This window comes from Mesorhizobium amorphae (genome assembly GCF_014843845.1).
Lineage (GTDB): Bacteria > Pseudomonadota > Alphaproteobacteria > Rhizobiales > Rhizobiaceae > Mesorhizobium > Mesorhizobium amorphae_A.
Window position 1 is genome coordinate 93,636 of sequence record NZ_JHQS01000011.1, and the last position, 16,945, is coordinate 110,580.

General features: G+C 64.5%; 15 protein-coding genes. 4 read left to right on the forward strand and 11 right to left on the reverse strand.

Features of this window, described 5'->3' with window-relative positions; translation table 11 throughout:
* Positions 1-20 precede the first annotated feature (20 nt).
* Both DH08_RS05705 and DH08_RS05710 read left to right on the forward strand, forming a co-directional pair.
* Positions 21-1,565 carry a sugar ABC transporter ATP-binding protein gene (locus DH08_RS05705; protein ID WP_192178380.1) on the forward strand — a complete coding sequence of 515 codons (1,545 nt, stop codon included), beginning with the start codon at positions 21-23 and terminating at the stop codon, positions 1,563-1,565.
* A 21-nt stretch (positions 1,566-1,586) separates the two neighbouring features.
* Positions 1,587-2,582 (forward strand): ABC transporter permease, encoded by a 996-nt coding sequence (locus tag DH08_RS05710; protein ID WP_192178299.1) that lies wholly within the window; start codon positions 1,587-1,589, stop codon positions 2,580-2,582.
* A gap of 2 nt (positions 2,583-2,584) precedes the next feature.
* Here the strand turns inward: DH08_RS05710 and phnN are convergent, their stop codons facing one another.
* The 9 genes from phnN to DH08_RS05755 all read right to left on the reverse strand — a co-directional run bounded on the left by phnN (position 2,585) and on the right by DH08_RS05755 (position 12,411).
* Positions 2,585-3,214, reverse strand: a complete 630-nt coding sequence (phnN, locus tag DH08_RS05715) for a phosphonate metabolism protein/1,5-bisphosphokinase (PRPP-forming) PhnN (protein ID WP_192178300.1) — start codon at positions 3,212-3,214, stop codon at positions 2,585-2,587.
* On the reverse strand, positions 3,211-4,350 hold the full coding sequence (locus DH08_RS05720) for an alpha-D-ribose 1-methylphosphonate 5-triphosphate diphosphatase (protein WP_192178301.1): 1,140 nt from the start codon (positions 4,348-4,350) through the stop codon (positions 3,211-3,213). Before DH08_RS05720 ends, phnN begins: the two co-directional genes overlap by 4 nt.
* Positions 4,351-4,368: 18 nt before the next feature.
* Positions 4,369-5,076, reverse strand: coding sequence for a DUF1045 domain-containing protein (locus DH08_RS05725; RefSeq protein ID WP_192178302.1), 708 nt, complete (start codon positions 5,074-5,076; stop codon positions 4,369-4,371).
* 548 nt (positions 5,077-5,624) lie between these two features.
* Positions 5,625-6,437 carry a 5-deoxy-glucuronate isomerase gene (gene iolB, locus DH08_RS05730; RefSeq protein WP_192178303.1) on the reverse strand — a complete coding sequence of 271 codons (813 nt, stop codon included), beginning with the start codon at positions 6,435-6,437 and terminating at the stop codon, positions 5,625-5,627.
* Positions 6,438-6,442: 5 nt separating this feature from the next.
* Complete coding sequence (locus DH08_RS05735; RefSeq protein WP_192178304.1) at positions 6,443-6,661, reverse strand: DUF3329 domain-containing protein; 219 nt, start codon at positions 6,659-6,661, stop codon at positions 6,443-6,445.
* Positions 6,662-6,725: 64 nt separating this feature from the next.
* The gene (iolE, locus tag DH08_RS05740) at positions 6,726-7,643 is read right to left on the reverse strand and encodes a myo-inosose-2 dehydratase (protein ID WP_192178305.1); all 918 of its coding nucleotides are present in this window, start codon (positions 7,641-7,643) and stop codon (positions 6,726-6,728) included.
* Between the two features lie 58 nt (positions 7,644-7,701).
* The gene (gene iolD / locus DH08_RS05745) at positions 7,702-9,546 is read right to left on the reverse strand and encodes a 3D-(3,5/4)-trihydroxycyclohexane-1,2-dione acylhydrolase (decyclizing) (RefSeq protein ID WP_192178306.1); all 1,845 of its coding nucleotides are present in this window, start codon (positions 9,544-9,546) and stop codon (positions 7,702-7,704) included.
* A gap of 27 nt (positions 9,547-9,573) precedes the next feature.
* Entirely contained in the window at positions 9,574-11,508 is a 1,935-nt protein-coding gene (locus DH08_RS05750; RefSeq protein WP_192178307.1) for a bifunctional 5-dehydro-2-deoxygluconokinase/5-dehydro-2-deoxyphosphogluconate aldolase, read from the reverse strand.
* A gap of 174 nt (positions 11,509-11,682) precedes the next feature.
* Positions 11,683-12,411: an SDR family oxidoreductase gene (locus tag DH08_RS05755; protein WP_192178308.1), complete on the reverse strand. Its 729-nt coding sequence runs from the start codon at positions 12,409-12,411 to the stop codon at positions 11,683-11,685.
* A 139-nt stretch (positions 12,412-12,550) separates the two neighbouring features.
* Between DH08_RS05755 and DH08_RS05760 the strand changes: the two genes are divergently transcribed.
* Positions 12,551-13,441 (forward strand): AraC family transcriptional regulator, encoded by an 891-nt coding sequence (locus DH08_RS05760; protein WP_192178381.1) that lies wholly within the window; start codon positions 12,551-12,553, stop codon positions 13,439-13,441.
* 58 nt (positions 13,442-13,499) lie between these two features.
* Here the strand turns inward: DH08_RS05760 and DH08_RS05765 are convergent, their stop codons facing one another.
* Positions 13,500-14,345, reverse strand: coding sequence for a MurR/RpiR family transcriptional regulator (locus tag DH08_RS05765; RefSeq protein ID WP_192178309.1), 846 nt, complete (start codon positions 14,343-14,345; stop codon positions 13,500-13,502).
* Between the two features lie 157 nt (positions 14,346-14,502).
* Between DH08_RS05765 and DH08_RS05770 the strand changes: the two genes are divergently transcribed.
* A complete protein-coding gene (locus tag DH08_RS05770) occupies positions 14,503-15,612 on the forward strand; it encodes a Gfo/Idh/MocA family protein (protein WP_192178310.1) in 1,110 nt (369 codons plus the stop codon).
* Positions 15,613-15,826: 214 nt separating this feature from the next.
* Here the strand turns inward: DH08_RS05770 and DH08_RS05775 are convergent, their stop codons facing one another.
* Positions 15,827-16,918 (reverse strand): 3-deoxy-7-phosphoheptulonate synthase, encoded by a 1,092-nt coding sequence (locus DH08_RS05775; protein ID WP_192178311.1) that lies wholly within the window; start codon positions 16,916-16,918, stop codon positions 15,827-15,829.
* Positions 16,919-16,945: the final 27 nt, after the last annotated feature.

Here is a 16,945-nt window from a genome sequence, read left to right on the forward strand (position 1 = left end):
GCGCGATGAATCATGGCGTGATGAATTATTCCGACACATCCATCGTTGCATCGACTGTCGCTCCGTTCCTGAGCCTGGAGAGCGTGCGCAAGACCTATCCCGGCGTGGTGGCACTGGACGGGTTCTCGATGGAGGTGAGGCCGGGCGAAGTGATCGGCCTGGTCGGCGAGAACGGCGCCGGAAAATCGACGCTGATGAAGATCCTCGGCGGCGTGACGAGGCCGGACACCGGCACCATCACCGTCGACGGCGTCGCGCATGACGGGCTCACCGTCGAGGCCAGCCTCAGCTCCGGCATCGCCTTCGTCCACCAGGAACTCAATTTGTTCGAAAACCTCGATGTTGCCGCCAACATCTTCTTCGGCCGCGAGCCGCTGCGCGCCGGGCCGCTGAAGCTGGTCGACCGCGCGAAACTGCGCATCATGGTGGCGCCGCTGCTGAAGCGGGTCGGCGCCAATTTCTCGGCCGACGCGCCGGTGGCGTCGCTGTCGCTTGCCCAGCAGCAGATGGTCGAGATCGCCAAGGCGCTGTCGATCAAGGCGCGGCTGGTGATCCTCGACGAGCCGACATCCAGCCTGCCACTCGCCGAAACCGACAAATTGCTCGATGTCATCAAGGCGCTGAAGGCGGAAGGCATCAGCGTCATCTTCATCTCGCACCGGCTGCATGAGGTCGAGCGCGTCGCCGACCGCGTCGTGGTGCTGAGGGACGGCATGCTGGCCGGCACATTGCCGAAAAGCGCCATCAACCATGACCAGATGGTCAAGCTGATGATCGGCCGCATGCTGAAGGAACGCGAGAAGGCCGCGGAATCGGCGCGCGCGCCGGGCGGCGTGGCGCTTTCCGCCAAGGCGGTGCGCACGAGCGCCTATCCCGACCGTCCGGTCGATCTCGACGTCAGGCATGGAGAGATCCTCGGCCTGGCCGGCCTGGTCGGCTCCGGCCGCACCGAACTGGCGCGGGTGCTGTTCGGCATCGACGAGCGCTTCGGCGGCAGTGTCAAGCTTGACGGCAAGGATCTCGCGCTCGGCTCGGCCGCGGATGCGGTGGCCAGCGGCATCTTCCTGGTGCCCGAGGACCGCAAGCTGACCGGCATCCTGCTCGATCTCTCGATCGCGCAGAACATCTCGCTGCCCAATCTGCCGGCGCATGCACGGCGCTCGCTGGTCTCGGCCAGCGCCGAGGTCGCCACCGCCGAGAAGCAGAAAGCAAATCTCGGCATCAAGGCGCCTTCGGTCGCGACCCGCACCGGCACGCTGTCGGGCGGCAACCAGCAGAAGGTAGTGCTGGGCAAGTGGCTGGCGATGAACCCGAAAGTGATGATCCTCGACGAACCGACGCGCGGCATCGACATCGGCGCCAAGGCGGAGATCTACGGGCTGATGCGGGCGCTGGCCGATGCCGGCGTCGCCGTGCTGATGATCTCCAGCGACATGGAGGAAGTCATCGGCGTCTCGGACCGTATCGCGGTCATGCATGAGGGCCAGATCTCGGGCATTCTCGACAAGGACGATTTCAGCCAGGAAAACGTGCTGCTGCTCGCGGTCGGCAAGAAGCCGAATTAGCGGGCGCTGGGGAGGACAAAGATGAGCAAGAAAGATCTCGGCCTGCTGATCCTGATCCTGGTGGTGGGGACGGTGGTGGCGATCATCAATCCGCGCTTCCTGCTGCCGATCAACCTTGCCAACACATCGAACCTGATCGGCCTGTTCGGGATTCTGTCGATCGGCCAGGCCTTCGTCATCATCACCGGCGGCATCGAATTGTCTGTTGGATCGGTGGTTGCACTGCTCGGGACGCTGTTCATCGACTTCATCGCCGTGCGCGGAATGGATTGGCCGCTGGCCTTCGTGCTGATCATCGCGCTCGGCGCCGTCATCGGCCTGGTGCATGGCTGGCTGATCACGCGGCTGAAGCTGCAGCCCTTCGTAGTGACGCTCTGCGGCCTCTTGATCTATCGCGGCGTGGCGCGCTTCTACACCGCTGACGGCACGGCGGGCTTCGGCTTCGGCCAGAATTTCCCGGACCTCGAATTCCTGACCGCCGGCCGCAGCTATGGCGTGCCGAACAGCTTCATCGCGCTGATCGTCATCTCAATCGTCATGTGGGTGGTGCTGCACCGCTCGGTGTTCGGGCGCTATCTCTACGCCATCGGCAAGAACGAGGAAGCGGCGAAATATTCCGGTATCCGCACGGGGCGCGTCGTCATGGCGGCCTACGTTATCTGCGGCGTGCTGACGGCGCTGTCGGCGATCTATTTCGCCATGTACACGCGCTCGATCTCGCCGGCCAGCCACGGCCAGTTCTACGAGCTCTACGCCATTGCGGCGGCCGTGCTCGGCGGCTTCTCGCTGCGCGGCGGCGAAGGCTCGCTGATCGGCGTCATCCTCGGCACGGTGCTGCTGCAAGAATTGCAGAACCTGGTCAATCTGCTCGGCATCCCCTCCTCGCTCAATTTCGCGGTGATGGGCGGGGTGATCCTGATCGGCGTGCTGGTCGACCAGCAATGGGGCGTGTTCCGGGCAAGGCGGCTGATGCTGGACGCAACGCGCAAGGGCGTGGCGGGGGCGCCGGCGGAATAGCGCTATATAAGACTGGACAGGTCGGAGAACGCCATCGCCTTGCGCAGCACTTCGGCAAAGCGCTCGCCTGCCAGTTCGCGGACGCCGCTGTTGTCGATCGAGGTGACATCGGGGCCGGACAGCGCGACGGACGTGCTGCGCGCCAGGCGGGCCAGCACCTCGCCGCGCGATTCGCGGCCGCGCATGGCCAGCCGCTCAGCGAGGATTTCCGGCGTGGCAGTGATCTCGACGACGGCCAGATTGGCGTAGCGGTCGCGCAGTGCCGGAATGATACCGCGCGACACGTTGGCGACTGCGACCTGGCCGTTGGCGACCGACCAGTCGACATCGGCCGGAATGCCATAACGCAGGCCATGCGCCTCCCAGGCTATGGCGAAGGCGCCGTCGGCCTCGGCTTCGGCAAAGGCCGCGTCGGCCAGCGTGTCGTGGTCCTCGCTCGCCGCATCGCTCGGCCTTGTGATGACCCGGCGCACGAACTCCAGCCGGCTCTCATCGGCGAAGCGCGCCTTGGCATAACCGATGACCGTGTCCTTGCCGGCGCCGCTCGGTCCGACCACGGCGACAAAGACGCCGTGGCGAATCGGAAAGGTATCGGTGGACAGTTCGCGTTCGATCAACGCCGAGACCATCATGCGACCCGGCGTCCCTGGCGCCAGACGGTGCGGACGACCGGCACATGGTCGTCGACGCGCACGCGCACCAGGTCGGCGCGCCGGCCCTGTTCGATGACGCCGCGATCGCTGAGGCCGACCGCCTCGGCCGGGTTCTTCGACACCATGGCCACCGCCTGCGGCAGCGAAATGCCCTCGACGACGTCGCCGAGGAAGAAGGCCGACTGGATAAGACTGAAAGGAATATAATCCGACGACAGAATGTCGAGCAGGCCGTCGCCGGCGAGCGTGCGGGCCGAGACATTGCCGGAATGCGAGGCGCCGCGCATGACGTTGGGCGCGCCCATCAGCACGCCGAGCCCGGCCGCCTTCGAGGCTCGTGCCGCTTCCTCGGTGGTCGGGAATTCGGCGACGCGCACGCCTTGCTCGATCGCCTCCTCGACATGGCCCGAGGTGGCGTCGTCGTGGCTCGCCAGCACGATGCCACGCTCATGGCAGGCGGCGGCGATGAAGACGCGGTTGGGACCGGAATTCATGGCCGATTCCGCCATCCGCTTTTCGCAGAACTTCTGAAAGGCGCGATCCGTCAGCTTCAGCTTGCGCTGGTAATAATAGGCATAGGTTTCAAGATTGACGAACTGGCGCTGTCCCGGCGCATGATCCATCAGCGAAGCCAGCTTCACCCGTTCGTCGGTTTCGAAATTGTCGAAGGCCCTGAGGCAATCGGGTGCCGAAACCTCGCAACGCAGATGGATGAAGTGATCAGCCCGCAGCCGGTCCTGCTCGACGCTATCCTCGATCGCATCGGCGAGCTTGCGGATGTCGGCGGAGGTCAGGTCGGCGTCCTCGTCCATGCCGACGCGCAAGGCATCGAGCACGGTGGTGATGCCGGCGGTCGCCACCTGCGCGTCATGGGCAAGCACGGCGGCGATCGGGTTCCAGCGCACTTTCGGGCGCGGCGCGTAGTGGCCCTCGAGATGGTCCGTGTGCAGCTCGACCAGGCCGGGGATGATGTAATCGCCGCCCATGTCCTCGCCGGTGCGGGCGGCGCCGGGATCGATGGCGGCAATCAGGCCGTCGCGCAGCACGAGCGAGCCCTCGACGATCTCGTCGGCAAGCACGATGCGGGCGTTGGTGAGAACGGTCTCGGCGGTCATTTCAGGCAGTCCTTGATCTCAGGCAGTTTTTCTGGCCGGGCGACGCCCGAGCGCGTGATGGGAAAGCACCATGAACGGCGCGCCCGGTTCGGTTTCGACAAACAGCGTCAGCGCATCCACCGACACCGGCCGCAGCAGGACTTCCGCAAACAGGCTGTCTATCGCTGCGCGCAAACGAGGGCTTTCCTGTGACGCGGCGCGGCCGGACAGCGTCATGTGGAAGCGAAAGGTCTCGAAGACGTAAGGGTAGCCCCACTGGCACAGGTTGCGGAATTCGGCCGGCTTCAGCGAATCGGGGCTGCGGCGTTCGATCTCAGCCTCGGTCAGCGGCGCGCGGAAGCGGTCGAAGGCGAGCACGACGTCATCCGCAAAACGGTTGAGCGCCGGCAGCGGGGCTTCCTGGACGAGCGCGAAAAAGCCGTCGATCTGGCCGACGACGAGGCGTGGAATGGTGACCGGCATGGTCGCTTCGGCGAAGCTGTCGAGTGCCGCGCGCAGCGAGGCTTCCGTCTCGTTGGGCGCCAGCCGGAAGGGCGCCTTCAGCGTCGCATGGAAGCCGTAGCGCCGCGCCGAGGCGGTGTGGAAGGCGACTTCCGCCGCCGACAATTCACCGACGGCCTCGACCGGCCGCGTCGCCGCGCCGAACGGGTCGCGGCCAAGCCAATTGGCGGCGATCCGCGCCAGCGGCTCGTCCTGCCTTGGGGTGAAGTAGATGGCATAGCGCATAGAAAGTCCTCGTTAAAGCGCGACGCGTTTGAAGAGATGGTGCGACGCGCTTTAAGTCTTTGTTTCTTGCATGTCGTCGTCCCAAAACCGCTGCGCACTTTTGGGCGACATGCACCAGCCCGCTGCCATAGGCGATTTGCATGACGGATTGACGAAGCTTTTGGGGGTTTTCGATGGCAAATCGAGCCTGCAAGTCATTAGCCGACGATTTTTCCGTGCTGGACCAATGGCTGTGCTTGGGAAACCCGGCAGTCTTCGAGATTGAACTCGCCTGTCAATCTTCCCGGGCGTCTGCGCTGCCCCTCACCTGCCTGCCGGCATCCTCTCCCCGTATGGTGACGGGGAGAGGGGCGCTCTCATAGCCGGTTTCCCCAATTGTCAGCGGTGCAGAAAGGGCGCCGGCGTTGCGGCCAGCCTCCTTCTCCCCGTCACTATACGGGGAGAAGTGCCCGGCAGGGCGATGAGGGGCAGCGCTGACCTCGACAATTGATAGCCCCAACAATTGGGAATCTGTCCTTGTCTGGAGCGATTGATTTTGGAGGAGCCAGTCAGGCCTTCATCAGCCATTCGTGCTCGGGCGCATTGTGGAACTTCCAGGTGCGCTTCGGCCCGGCCATGACGTTGAGATAATAAAGGTCGTAGCCGTGACAGGCCGCACAGGGGTGATAGCCCTTGGGCACCAGCACGACATCGCCATCCTCGATCGCCATCGCCTCGTCCAGCGCGCGCCCGCCGTCTGTGTCGGCATCGGTGTAGACGCGCTGGAAGGCAAAACCCTGCGGTGGGTTGAGGCGGTGATAGTAGGTTTCCTCGAGATAGGACTCGGCCGGCAGATTGTCCTGGTCGTGCTTGTGCGGGGGGTAGCTCGAAGTGTGGCCGCCGGGCGTGATGACCTCGACCACCAGCAGCGAATCGGCCGGCTTGCCTTCCGGCAGGATGTTGGTGACGTAGCGCGTGTTGGTGCCCTTGCCACGCACTTCCTGGCCGAGATCGTCGGGCGCGATGACGCGCACGGGCAGGCCGCCGCCCAGTCCCGGCGCCGAGCAGACGGCAAGCTCGAGATCGGTGTCGGCGGTGACCGACCAGTCCGACCCCTCGGGCATGTAGACCGACCACGGCTTGCCGTCGAAGGGCGACATGCGTTCGCCGAGCAGGCCAAGATCCTTGCCACCGACGCTTGCCTTGCCCTTGCCGGTGACGAAGACCAGGCAGACTTCGCGATCGCTCGTTTGCCCGGACGCACTCTCGCCGGGCTTCAGTCGATGCAGATCGAAACCGACATAGGTCCAGCCGGCATTTTTCGGCGTCACATGGGCGACGCGGCCATGGCCCTTGTTGGCTTTGACGAGCAGCTTCGACATCTGGGTTACTCCTTCGGTTCGGGCTCGGTCGGTGCTTTGCCCTCTTCGGCCGGCTTGTAGAGGTAGAAGAACTGCCAGACGGCGTAGCCGGCGAAACCGAGTGCGATCACGCCCCAGAACGGCGTGCCGGAGGCGAACTCGATTGCCGACCAGATCAGGCAAACCGCGACGATGGCAACGCGCCGCCACAGCGGCCGGAAGAACGGGTGCTCATTATCTTTCATCGGGCCAATCCGGATTTCACCAACCGGACCTCAGATAGGCCGCCGGTCACAGCAAATCCAGCGTTCATGCGTTGGGGAAACCTTGCGTCTCGACCGTGTAGCCCGACGCCGTCATCACTCGCATCAGCTCCTTGTAGCCGACCTCAGCCATTTTGAGCGGCGGGTTCTTCTTCGGATCCTGCTCGGCCTCGACGACGAACCACCCCTCATAGCCGTGGTCGGCCAGCCTCTGCACGATGGCGCCGAAATCCAGCGAGCCGTCGCCCGGCACGGTGAAGGCGCCAAGCGCCACGGCATCGAGGAAGGACTGCCTGGTGCGGTCGAGACTGTCGATCACGCCCATGCGCACGTCCTTGACGTGGACATGGTTGATGCGCTTGTGGTGGTTGTCGATGGCGCGCAGCACATCGCCGCCGGCGAAGGCGAGATGGCCGGCATCGAGCAGCAGCGGAATGCCTTCGCCGGAATGGCGCATGAAGGCGTCGAGTTCCGGCTCCGTCTCGACGACCGCCGCCATGTGGTGATGATAGGACAGCGGCATGCCTTGCTCGGCGCACCATTCGCCAAATTCGGTCAGGCGCCGGGCGTAGGCCTTCATCTCGTCGCCCGAAAGTTTTGGCTTGGTGGCTAAAGGCTTCGAGCGGTCGCCCTGGATGGAACGGCCGACCTCGCCATAGACGATGCAAGGCGCGTTCACCGCCTTGAACAGATCGATCATCGGCTGGATGCGATCCTTGTTGCTGGCCATCTCCTCGTCGACCAGCGTGCCGGAGAACCAGCCGCCGCAGAGCGTCACGTCGGCTTCCTTGAGGATCGGCAGCATCACCTTGGGGTCGTTGGGGAAGCGGCGGCCCATCTCCATGCCGGTGAAGCCGGCCGAACGCGACTGGCGCAGACATTCCTCCAACGACACGTCGTCGCTCAGTTCCGCAAGATCGTCGTTCCACCACGCGATGGGGGACATGCCCAGTTTGGCTTTCAAGTCGTCACTCCAATGTCAGATCGTTGCAAGGCGGCCCCAAGGTTTATGAACGGCGGGCTCAGGCCAGCCGTTCGTTCAAGGCTTCCTCGTATTTCTTGCGCGCGGCATTCACCTGCGGCCGTGCCGAGACTTCCGGTACGGCGACGTCCCACCAGTGGCCGCCGGCATCGGTCGAGACCAGCGGATCGGTGTCGATGACCAGGACCGTGGTCCTGCTGTTCTGTTTCGCCTTCCCAAGCGCCGTTTCCAGCCCGGCGATCGAGGTCACTTTCTCGGATATGGCGCCGAGGCTAGCCGCATGCGCGGAGAAGTCGATGTCGGGCAGGATCTCGTGGCGCGAGTCCTTCAAGAGATTGTTGAAGTTGGCGCCGCCGGTCGCCATCTGCAGCCGGTTGATGCAGCCATAGCCGCGGTTGTCGAGCAGCACGATGATGAGCTTGAGGCCAAGCATGACCGAGGTCGCGATCTCGGAATTGAGCATCAGATAGGAGCCGTCGCCGATCATGACGACGACCTCCTCGTCGGGCTTGGCCATCTTGACGCCGAGGCCGCCGGCGATCTCGTAGCCCATGGTCGAGAAGCCATATTCGGCATGGTAGGAGCCGGGCGCGCCGGCCTGCCAGAGCTTGTGCAACTCGCCGGGCAGACCGCCGGCGGCATGCAGCAGGGTCACGCCGGCGCCCATCGTGCGCTGCACGGCGCCGATCACCTGCGCGTCGGACGGATAGGCGGCATTGGTCGAGGCCGTCACCTTGGCGGCATCGGCCTGCCAGTCCGTTTTGCCCTTGATCGCATTGTCGGTCCAGGCGGCAGGCGCCTTCCAGCCCTTCAGCGCAGCAGCGAGTTCGGCAAGGCCTTCCGCCGCGTCGGCGACCAGCGGCAGCGCCCAATGCTTGCCGGCATCGAAAGGCTGGCTGTTCAGGCCGATGATGGTCCGGCCGGCATTCTTGAACAGCGCCCAGGAACCCGTGGTGAAATCCTGCAGCCTGGTGCCGACGGCCAGCACCACATCGGCCTCCTCGGCCAGCCTGTTGGCAGCGGAGGTGCCGGTAACGCCGACCGCGGCCATGTTGAGCGGATGATCATCGGGGAGCGATGACTTGCCGCCTTGCGTCTCGCAGACCGGAATGCCGGCGCCCTGCACCAGCTTCGCCAATTCTCCGGAAGCCTGCGAATAGAGGACGCCGCCGCCGGCGATCACCAACGGCTTTTTCGCACCCTTGAGCGCTGCCACCGCGGCCGCCAGTTCCTGGCGATCGGGGCGCACCCTGCGCGGCGTCCAGACGCGTTCGGCAAAGAAGTTTTCAGGATAATCATAGGCCTCGGCCTGCACGTCCTGGCAGAGCGACAGCGTCACCGGCCCGCATTCGGCCGGATCGGTCAGCACCTGCATGGCGCGGTTGAGCGCCGGGATGATCTGCTCGGGACGGGTGATGCGGTCGAAATAGCGCGAGACGGCGCGGAAGCAGTCGTTGACCGTCGCGGTGCCGTCGGAAAAATCCTCGGCCTGCTGCAGCACCGGATCGGGCAAACGGTTGGCGAAGACATCGCCGGGCAAAAACAGGACGGGCAGTCTGTTTACATGCGCAAGTGCTGCCGCCGTCACCATGTTGAGCGCGCCGGGGCCGATCGAAGAGGTCGCCGCCATGAAGCGGCGGCGGAAATTGGCCTTGGCATAGGCGATCGCCGCATGCGCCATCGCCTGCTCATTGTGGGCGCGGAAGGTCGGCAGTTCGTCGCGCACCTGATAAAGCGCCTCGCCGATGCCGGCGACATTGCCGTGGCCGAAGATCGCCCAGACGCCGCCGAAGATCTGAACCTTCTTGCCGTCGATCTCGGTCATCTGGCGGGACAGAAAGCGGGTCACAGCCTGCGCCATCGTCAGGCGAACGGTCTTGGTCATGTCGTTTCCTCCGGCTTTCCGTCTTCCTTATGCGGCCTTGCGGCCGCGCGCGGCAAGCCATGCCTCGGTCAATTGCTCGAAGCGCGACGCCATGTCGGCCACCGCTTCGTCATCCGACATCCTGCCGGCCAGCCATTGTTCTGCGGCGCTGATGAAGATGGTGCGACCGACGGCAAAGCCTTTGACGATGGGCGCCTTGGCGGTGGCGGCGAAGGCCGCCTCGAGCTCGTCCTGCGGCGCTTCCAGGCCGAGCAGCACGACGCCGCGGCACCATGGATCGTTCCTGACGATCACCGCCTCGATCTTGGCCCAGGCGTTTGCCGAAGCCTGCGGCTCGAGCTTCCACCAGTCGGGCTTGATGCCGAGCGCATAAAGCTCTTCCAACGCGCGCGGGATCGTCGTGTCGTCGAGCTTGCCGTGCTTGCCGGCGATGATCTCGACGAGAAGTTCTCGGCCTACTTTCCGCGCGGCCTCGAACAGCGCTCGGAGCTTCTGCTGCTGCTCCGTTTTCAGCGCCTCGGGATCGTCGGGATGGTAGAAGCACAGGCACTTGATGCAGTGCTCGACCGGCCATTCGACCAGTTGCGAACCGATATCCTGCGAGAATTCGAAGCGAAGCGGCCGCGAGCCCGGCAGTTCGACGGGACGGCCGAGCCAGGCGAAGGGATGGCGGGCGAACTCGAACATGGCGTCGCGGCCAAATTTCTCGTCGAGCAGCATGCCGTAGCCGCTGCGGCCAGCGGCAACCTTGGCGGCCGCCTTGACCGTCAGCACCTTGAAATCCTCGATGCGCGCGACATTGGCGCCAACCTTTGCCGCCACATCCTCGAGCTGGACGCGGTGGTCGCAAGCCAGCGCCATCAGCGAAGGAATGTCGCGCCGGCGCGTCGTCGCCCAATGGATGTGGTTGATCGCTTCGTCCTTGCGCAGCGCCAGATGCTTGCTGCCGTGCTTGAGGAAGAACTGCAGCTCCTCGAAGGTCGGATACTCCGGCGCGCAAAGCAGACGCGACACGGCGAAGGCGCCGCAGGCGTTGGCCCAGGTCGCCGCCGTGGCAAGGTTCTCGCCGCCGAGCCAGCCGCGCAGGAACCCGGACATGAAGGCATCGCCGGCGCCGAGCACGTTGTAGACCTCGATCGGGAAGCCCTTGCCGACGACGCCGTCCTCGAGATCGTCGCTGATCGGCCCGTCATAGACGATGCAGCCCATGGCGCCGCGCTTCAGCACGATGGTGGCCTTGGACAGCGAACGGATGGTCTTCAGCGCGCTCAGGCAGTCGTCGGCGCCCGACGCGATCATGATCTCCTCTTCGGTGCCGACGATGAGATCGCAATCGGGCAGCACAGTCTTCAGCTGCGCCGAGACACGGTCGGATTTGACATAGCGCTCAAAACCTTCGGCATGGCCGGCGAGGCCCCAGAGATTGGGGCGGTAGTCGATGTCGAACACCACCTTGCCGCCCTTGGCTTTCATGATGCGGATTGCCTTGCGCTGCGCGGCGTCGCTGTTGGGCCGCGAAAAATGCGTGCCGGTGACGACGACGGAGCGCGCCGAGGCGATAAACGCCTCGTCGATGTCCTCCTCCGCCAGCGACATGTCGGCGCAGTCGGAGCGATAGAAGATCATCGGCGAGACGCCTTCCTCCTCAACCGACAGGAGCACCAGCGCGGTAAGCCTATCCTTGTCGGTCTTGAGGCCGTCGACCGAGACGCCTTCACGCCTGAGCTGTTCGCGGATGAAACGGCCCATCTGCTCGTCGCCGACGCGGGTGAGCAGGGCCGAGCGCAGGCCGAGCCTGGCCGTGCCGACCGAAATGTTGGCCGGGCAGCCGCCGACCGACTTGGCGAAGGAGGTGATGTCCTCCAGCCGCGAGCCGGTCTGCTGGCCATAGAGATCGACCGAGGCACGGCCGATGGTGATGACGTCGAGCGGTGTCTGTCTCGCTTCCACGGCTTCGCCCATTGGAACCTCCCATCGGCCTTGTTGTCTTGAGCAACTTCATTTTGGGGTACACGTGCGAGCGGCAGCGTGGCGCCGTCAATATGAAATAATAATTCCAATCCATAGTCAAGATGGAATGAGCATTCCTTTGCCGGAAAGTGCCACCAGATGGGTCCGAGGCGGGTTTGGCTCCAATCACCAGGGGAGCGGACCATCGTCGTTGAAGAACCCGGCATTCGGGCCATCGGCATCCAGTGTCGCCAGGCGTATGACGATCTCCGCCGCCTGCTGCACGGTGCGGTGGCCCCTATGCCCATTCAGGTCGGTGGCGGTGTAACCGGGCGCCGCGGCATTGACCTTGATGCCTTGCGGGGCGAGCTCCCGGGCGAAGGCCACGGTGATGGCGTTGAGGGCCGTTTTGGAGCTGCCGTAACCCATCAGGTTGACCCACCGGTTCGGGCTGCCGGAGTCGAGCGCGCGGCCGATGGACCCCGTGGAACTGCTCACCATGACGATACGGGCGGCCGGTGCTGCAAGCAGCAGCGGCAGGAAGGCCTGGGTCACGCGGATCGGTCCGAAAACGTTGACGTCATAGGTGGCCCGGATATCGGCAAGATGCTGCTCGCTCGGCGGCAGCTCGTAATTGATGGCGACACCGGCATTGTTGACCAGCACGTCAAGGCAGGCGCTTTCCGCACCGACGGTTTTGGCGGCTACCGCTACGCTTTCGTCCCGTGTGACGTCCAACTCGAGCCATCGAACGTCCAGGCCTTCGGCGCGCAATGCCTGCGCCGCTACCATGCCACGTTCGGCATCCCTGGCGCCGAGCCAGACCTTGAAGCCCATCGTCGCCAGCCGCCGGGCTATTTCGCGGCCGATGCCCTTGTTGGCGCCGGTCACCACAGCGCTTTTCAATATCGTCATTTACGTGTCTCCATCCATCCATGCCGAAGACCTGAAGATGGTCCGCCGCAGGGAAAGCCGCGCGCCGAAACCTCTCCCGCTCTTGCCTAATCCTCTCATGCGGGTTGCGCGGTATGTGTGGATGCGCGATGCTGGCGCCATGAGCGAGGTATTGCGGGAGCTGATCGATATCGCCGGCCGCCATGCGCGCGGCCGACGAACAAGAACGGCGATCCCCCGCGTTTCGATCGGCCGCAGCGAAGCCACCACGGCGCCATTGCCGGGCGTGTGGGGGTCGGGGATCTTGTTCGTGCTGCAGGGCGCGAAAACGGTTCTGATCGGCGACCGGGCCCTTCGCTACAATCCCGCCAGCTATTTCATCTACACTGTCGAGACGCCGACCATCAGCCAGATCGTCGAAGCGAGCGCCGGGCGTCCCTACCTGGCCATCGGCTTCACCCTTGACCTGCAGGCAGTCGCCGCGCTCCTCGTCGAGCACGAGCCGGCGCTCGGCGGCGACAGTTTTTCCACCTCTCCCGTCAATGACGAGCTGCTCGATGCGTTGCGTCGAATGATGCGGCTGCTTGACCGGCCAGCGGAGATCCCCGTGCTGGCGGCCATGCTCGAACGCGAGATGCTGTTTCGGCTGCTGCAAGGCCCGCAAGGCGGAAAGCTTAGCCAGCTTGCGCGCGCCGATGGCCATCTGGCCCGGATCGGCCAGGCGATCGCCTGGATCCGGACGCATTGCCATCAGCCAGTCCGGGTCGCAGATCTGGCCGAAATTGCCCATATGAGCAGCGCTGCATTTTACCGACACTTCAGGGCGGCGACGGCCATGAGCCCGATCCAGTATCAAAAACAGATCCGGCTGCTGGAGGCCCGCCATCTGCTGGTCGCCCAGCCAGGCAACGTGGCACAGGTCGCCTTCGCCGTCGGCTATGAGAGCGCTTCCCAGTTCAGTCGGGAGTATGCCCGTCAGTTCGGGTCGCCGCCTGCGCGCGACGCGGCGCGCCTGGCGGCAGGAGGCGAAGCGGCCGTAGAGGTCATTTAAGTATTGTTTTTTCGCAATTCCGGACGGAAAACCGCGAAGCACTTTTCCTGGAATTGCTCTAGACTTTGCGCTTGCGGCCGGTATCGCGCCGCTTTTCGCCAACGGCGACGGTCAGCGCCATGGCCAGCGCCATCGTCGCCGACAAAGAACGGAAGCCGGCGAAATCGGCCTCGGCGACCTCGAACCAGACCTTGGCGAACTGGGCGAGCGGCGAAAACGAACTGTCGGTTATGGCCACGATCGGCACGCCCTGCTCGGAGATGGCGCGCGTCTCCTCGATGGTCGCCGGAGCATAGGGCGAAAAACTGATGGCGATGACGGCGTCGTTGGGCGTGGCAAAGCCGACCATTTCGGCGTTCAGGCCGGCGGCCGATTCGATCAGCTGGTTGCGGATCTTCAGCTTGCCCAGCGCATAGGCGATGTAGGAGGCGACCGGATAGGAGCGGCGCTTGGCCAGCACATAGATGGTCTCGGCCTTGGCCAGCAGAGCGATCGCCTCTTCGAAATGCGGTTCGTTGAGCGTGCGCGAAATGTCGCTGAGCGAGGTGCTGGCGGCAGCGACGAAGCCGTCGAAAATCGCCCGGTGGCCGGCACCCTCCTCGGCCTTGGCGCGCAGCGCTGCCAGCCTTTCGTCATAGGAGGAATTGCGCTCGCGCAGGCGCTCGCGAAACACCTGCTGCAGGCTGGTGAAGCCGTCGAAGCCGAGCTGCTGGGCAAAACGGATCAGGGTCGATGGCTGAACGCCGGCGGAAGCGGCGATGCTGGCGGCGGTGCCGAAGGCGATATCGTCGGGATTGTCGAGCGCATAGGCGGCGATCTGCGCGATACGCTTGGGCAGGCTCTGGCGCCGCTCCAGGATCGTCGCCCGCAGCGTCTCGAAATCGCGGGGCACCCTTTCGTCCATCGTCGCTCCGCCCAAGCCCATCTGTCGACGCCCCCCTCTGTGCACATCATAGCGAGACTGTGCAAGAAGGCCATAATAAATGAGTCACACGTTCCATTTGCGAGCAAAATGGATTAATTCATCCACACTATTTTTCCCCGCAGTGGAGATTGCAGAGATGGTCGGAGTCGGTCTTATCGGTACGGGCTTCATGGGCAAGTGCCATGCGATTGCCTGGAGCGCGGTCGGCACCGTCTTTCCCGAAGTCGCCAAGCCAAGGCTGGTGCATCTAGGCGAGGTCGATGCGGATCTCGCCAAACGGCGCGCCGCAGAATTCGGCTTCGCCAAAGGCTCCGGCGACTGGCGCGCCGTCGTCAACGACCCCGAGGTCGATGTCGTCTCGCTGACCACGCCCAACCAGTTTCACCCGGAAATGGCCATCGCCATCCTCGAGGCCGGCAAGCATCTGTGGTGCGAAAAGCCGATGGCGCCGGGCTTCGCCGAGGCGCAAGCCATGGCCGCGGCGGCGAAGAAATCCGGCAAGGTGGCCGCACTTGGCTACAACTACATCCAGAACCCTGCCATCCGCCATATCGGACAGCTGCTCGAGGAAAAGACCATCGGCGAGGTCAACCATCTGCGCATCGAGATGGACGAGGATTTCATGGCCGACCCCGAGGCGCTGTTCTTCTGGAAGCACGAGGCGGCGTCCGGCTATGGCGCGCTCGACGATTTTGCCGTGCATCCGCTATCCCTGGTCAATGTGCTGTTCGGCCGTGTCGGTCGCGTCATGTGCGACATGGCCAAGCCCTATGCCGACCGCAAACTGGCATCGGGCGGGCGCCGCGCCGTTGAGACCTACGACATCGCCAGCGTGCTCATGCATCTCGAAAACGGCGTCGCCGGCACGCTGCTGGTCAACCGTTCGGCCTGGGGCCGCAAGGGCCGCATCGCCATCCAGATCTTCGGCTCCAAAGGCTCGATCCTCTACGATCAGGAGCGGTTCAACGAATTCCAGCTCTACCTCACCGCCGACCGGCCGACCGAGCAGGGCTACCGCACCATTCTGGTGGCGCCGCACCACAAGCCCTACGACGCCTTCCTGCCGGCGCCCGGCCACGGCCTCGGCTTCAACGACCTCAAGATCATCGAATGCCGCGAACTCCTGACCCGGCTCGCCGGCAAGCCGGCGCGGATCATCGACTTCGACGAAGGCCTGGAGATCGAGCGCACCGTGCATGCGATGGCACGCTCGTTCGAGGAACAGCGCTGGATCGACGTGCGGTGACGGCGGCATCGGTCTCCCCTTCTTCTCTGTGGGAGAAGGTGGCCGAGCGAAGCTCGGTCGGATGAGGGGTGTTGGAAGGATCGCGACTTTCAATGTCGCAAGCCTTTAAAATCACTCGATATTCTGACGTTGCATTTCTTCCAGCACCCCTCATCCGTCTCGGCGCTGCGCGCCGATCCACCTTCTCCCACAAGGGGGAGAAGGGAAAACGCCGTCAGGCGGCTCCCTGGCGGCTGTCCAGCATGGCGCGGCGCGCCGAGCGGCGCCACTCGACGGCGCCGGCAAGGCCGTGCAGCACGGTCTCGGTGGTTGCCCAGTCGATGCAGCCATCGGTGATGCTCTGGCCATAGAGGAGCGGCTTGCCGGGCACGACGTCTTGGCGGCCGGCGACGAGATTGCTCTCGATCATGACGCCGATGATGCGCTCGTCGCCCGCCGCGACCTGGCCCGCCACGTCGGCCGCCACCTTCGGCTGGTTCTCCGGCTTCTTCGAGCTGTTGGCATGGCTGACATCGATCATCAGCCTTGGTGCCACGCCGATCCGGCCGAGTTCCGCCGAGGCCGCCGCGACGCTCGCTGCGTCATAATTGGGCTGAATGCCGCCGCGCAGGATGACGTGGCAATCCTCATTGCCGGTGGTTGTCGCAATGGCGCTGCGCCCGCCCTTGGTTACCGCCATGAAATGATGCGGCTGGGCGGCGGATTTCACCGCCTCGGCGGCGATGCGCAAATTGCCGTCGGTGCCGTTCTTGAAGCCGACCGGGCAGGAGAGACCCGATGCGAGCTCGCGGTGGATCTGGCTCTCGGTGGTGCGCGCGCCGATGGCGCCCCAGGCGACGAGGTCGGCAATGTATTGCGGCGTGGTCATGTCGAGGAATTCGGTCGCCGCCGGCAGGCCGAGATTGTTGACGGCCGAGAGCACGTTGCGGGCCATACGGAGCCCCTTGTCGATGTTGAAGCTGCCATCGAGGTCGGGATCGTTGATCAGGCCCTTCCAGCCGACCGTCGTGCGCGGCTTCTCGAAATAGACGCGCATGACGATCTCCAGCCGGTCCGCCAGGGACTCGCGCAGCGCCGCCAGACGGCTGGCGTAATCCATGGCGGCGACCGGGTCGTGGATCGAACAGGGGCCGACGACGACCACCAGCCGGTCATCCGTGCCGGTCAAAATAGAATGGATCGCGTTGCGCGAGGCGGCAACGGTGCGCGTCGCCGTCAGCGTGCGCGGTATCTCCCGCATCACCTCTTCCGGCGTACTCAGTTCCTTGATTTCGGTGACCCGAAGATCGTCTGTGGTGGTCAACACGGCTTTCTGCTCCTGATTGGGAGACCT

Bases quoted from the DNA above. Each gene is read 5' to 3' on its own strand.
- DH08_RS05705 (WP_192178380.1), top strand. From the start codon at position 21: ATGAATTATTCCGACACATCCATCGTTGCATCGACTGTCGCTCCGTTC.
- DH08_RS05710 (WP_192178299.1), top strand. From the start codon at position 1,587: ATGAGCAAGAAAGATCTCGGCCTGCTGATCCTGATCCTGGTGGTGGGG.
- phnN (WP_192178300.1), bottom strand. From the start codon at position 3,214: ATGATGGTCTCGGCGTTGATCGAACGCGAACTGTCCACCGATACCTTT.
- DH08_RS05720 (WP_192178301.1), bottom strand. From the start codon at position 4,350: ATGACCGCCGAGACCGTTCTCACCAACGCCCGCATCGTGCTTGCCGAC.
- DH08_RS05725 (WP_192178302.1), bottom strand. From the start codon at position 5,076: ATGCGCTATGCCATCTACTTCACCCCAAGGCAGGACGAGCCGCTGGCG.
- iolB (WP_192178303.1), bottom strand. From the start codon at position 6,437: ATGTCGAAGCTGCTCGTCAAAGCCAACAAGGGCCATGGCCGCGTCGCC.
- DH08_RS05735 (WP_192178304.1), bottom strand. From the start codon at position 6,661: ATGAAAGATAATGAGCACCCGTTCTTCCGGCCGCTGTGGCGGCGCGTT.
- iolD (WP_192178306.1), bottom strand. From the start codon at position 9,546: ATGACCAAGACCGTTCGCCTGACGATGGCGCAGGCTGTGACCCGCTTT.
- DH08_RS05750 (WP_192178307.1), bottom strand. From the start codon at position 11,508: ATGGGCGAAGCCGTGGAAGCGAGACAGACACCGCTCGACGTCATCACC.
- DH08_RS05755 (WP_192178308.1), bottom strand. From the start codon at position 12,411: ATGACGATATTGAAAAGCGCTGTGGTGACCGGCGCCAACAAGGGCATC.
- DH08_RS05760 (WP_192178381.1), top strand. From the start codon at position 12,551: ATGAGCGAGGTATTGCGGGAGCTGATCGATATCGCCGGCCGCCATGCG.
- DH08_RS05765 (WP_192178309.1), bottom strand. From the start codon at position 14,345: ATGGACGAAAGGGTGCCCCGCGATTTCGAGACGCTGCGGGCGACGATC.
- DH08_RS05770 (WP_192178310.1), top strand. From the start codon at position 14,503: ATGGTCGGAGTCGGTCTTATCGGTACGGGCTTCATGGGCAAGTGCCAT.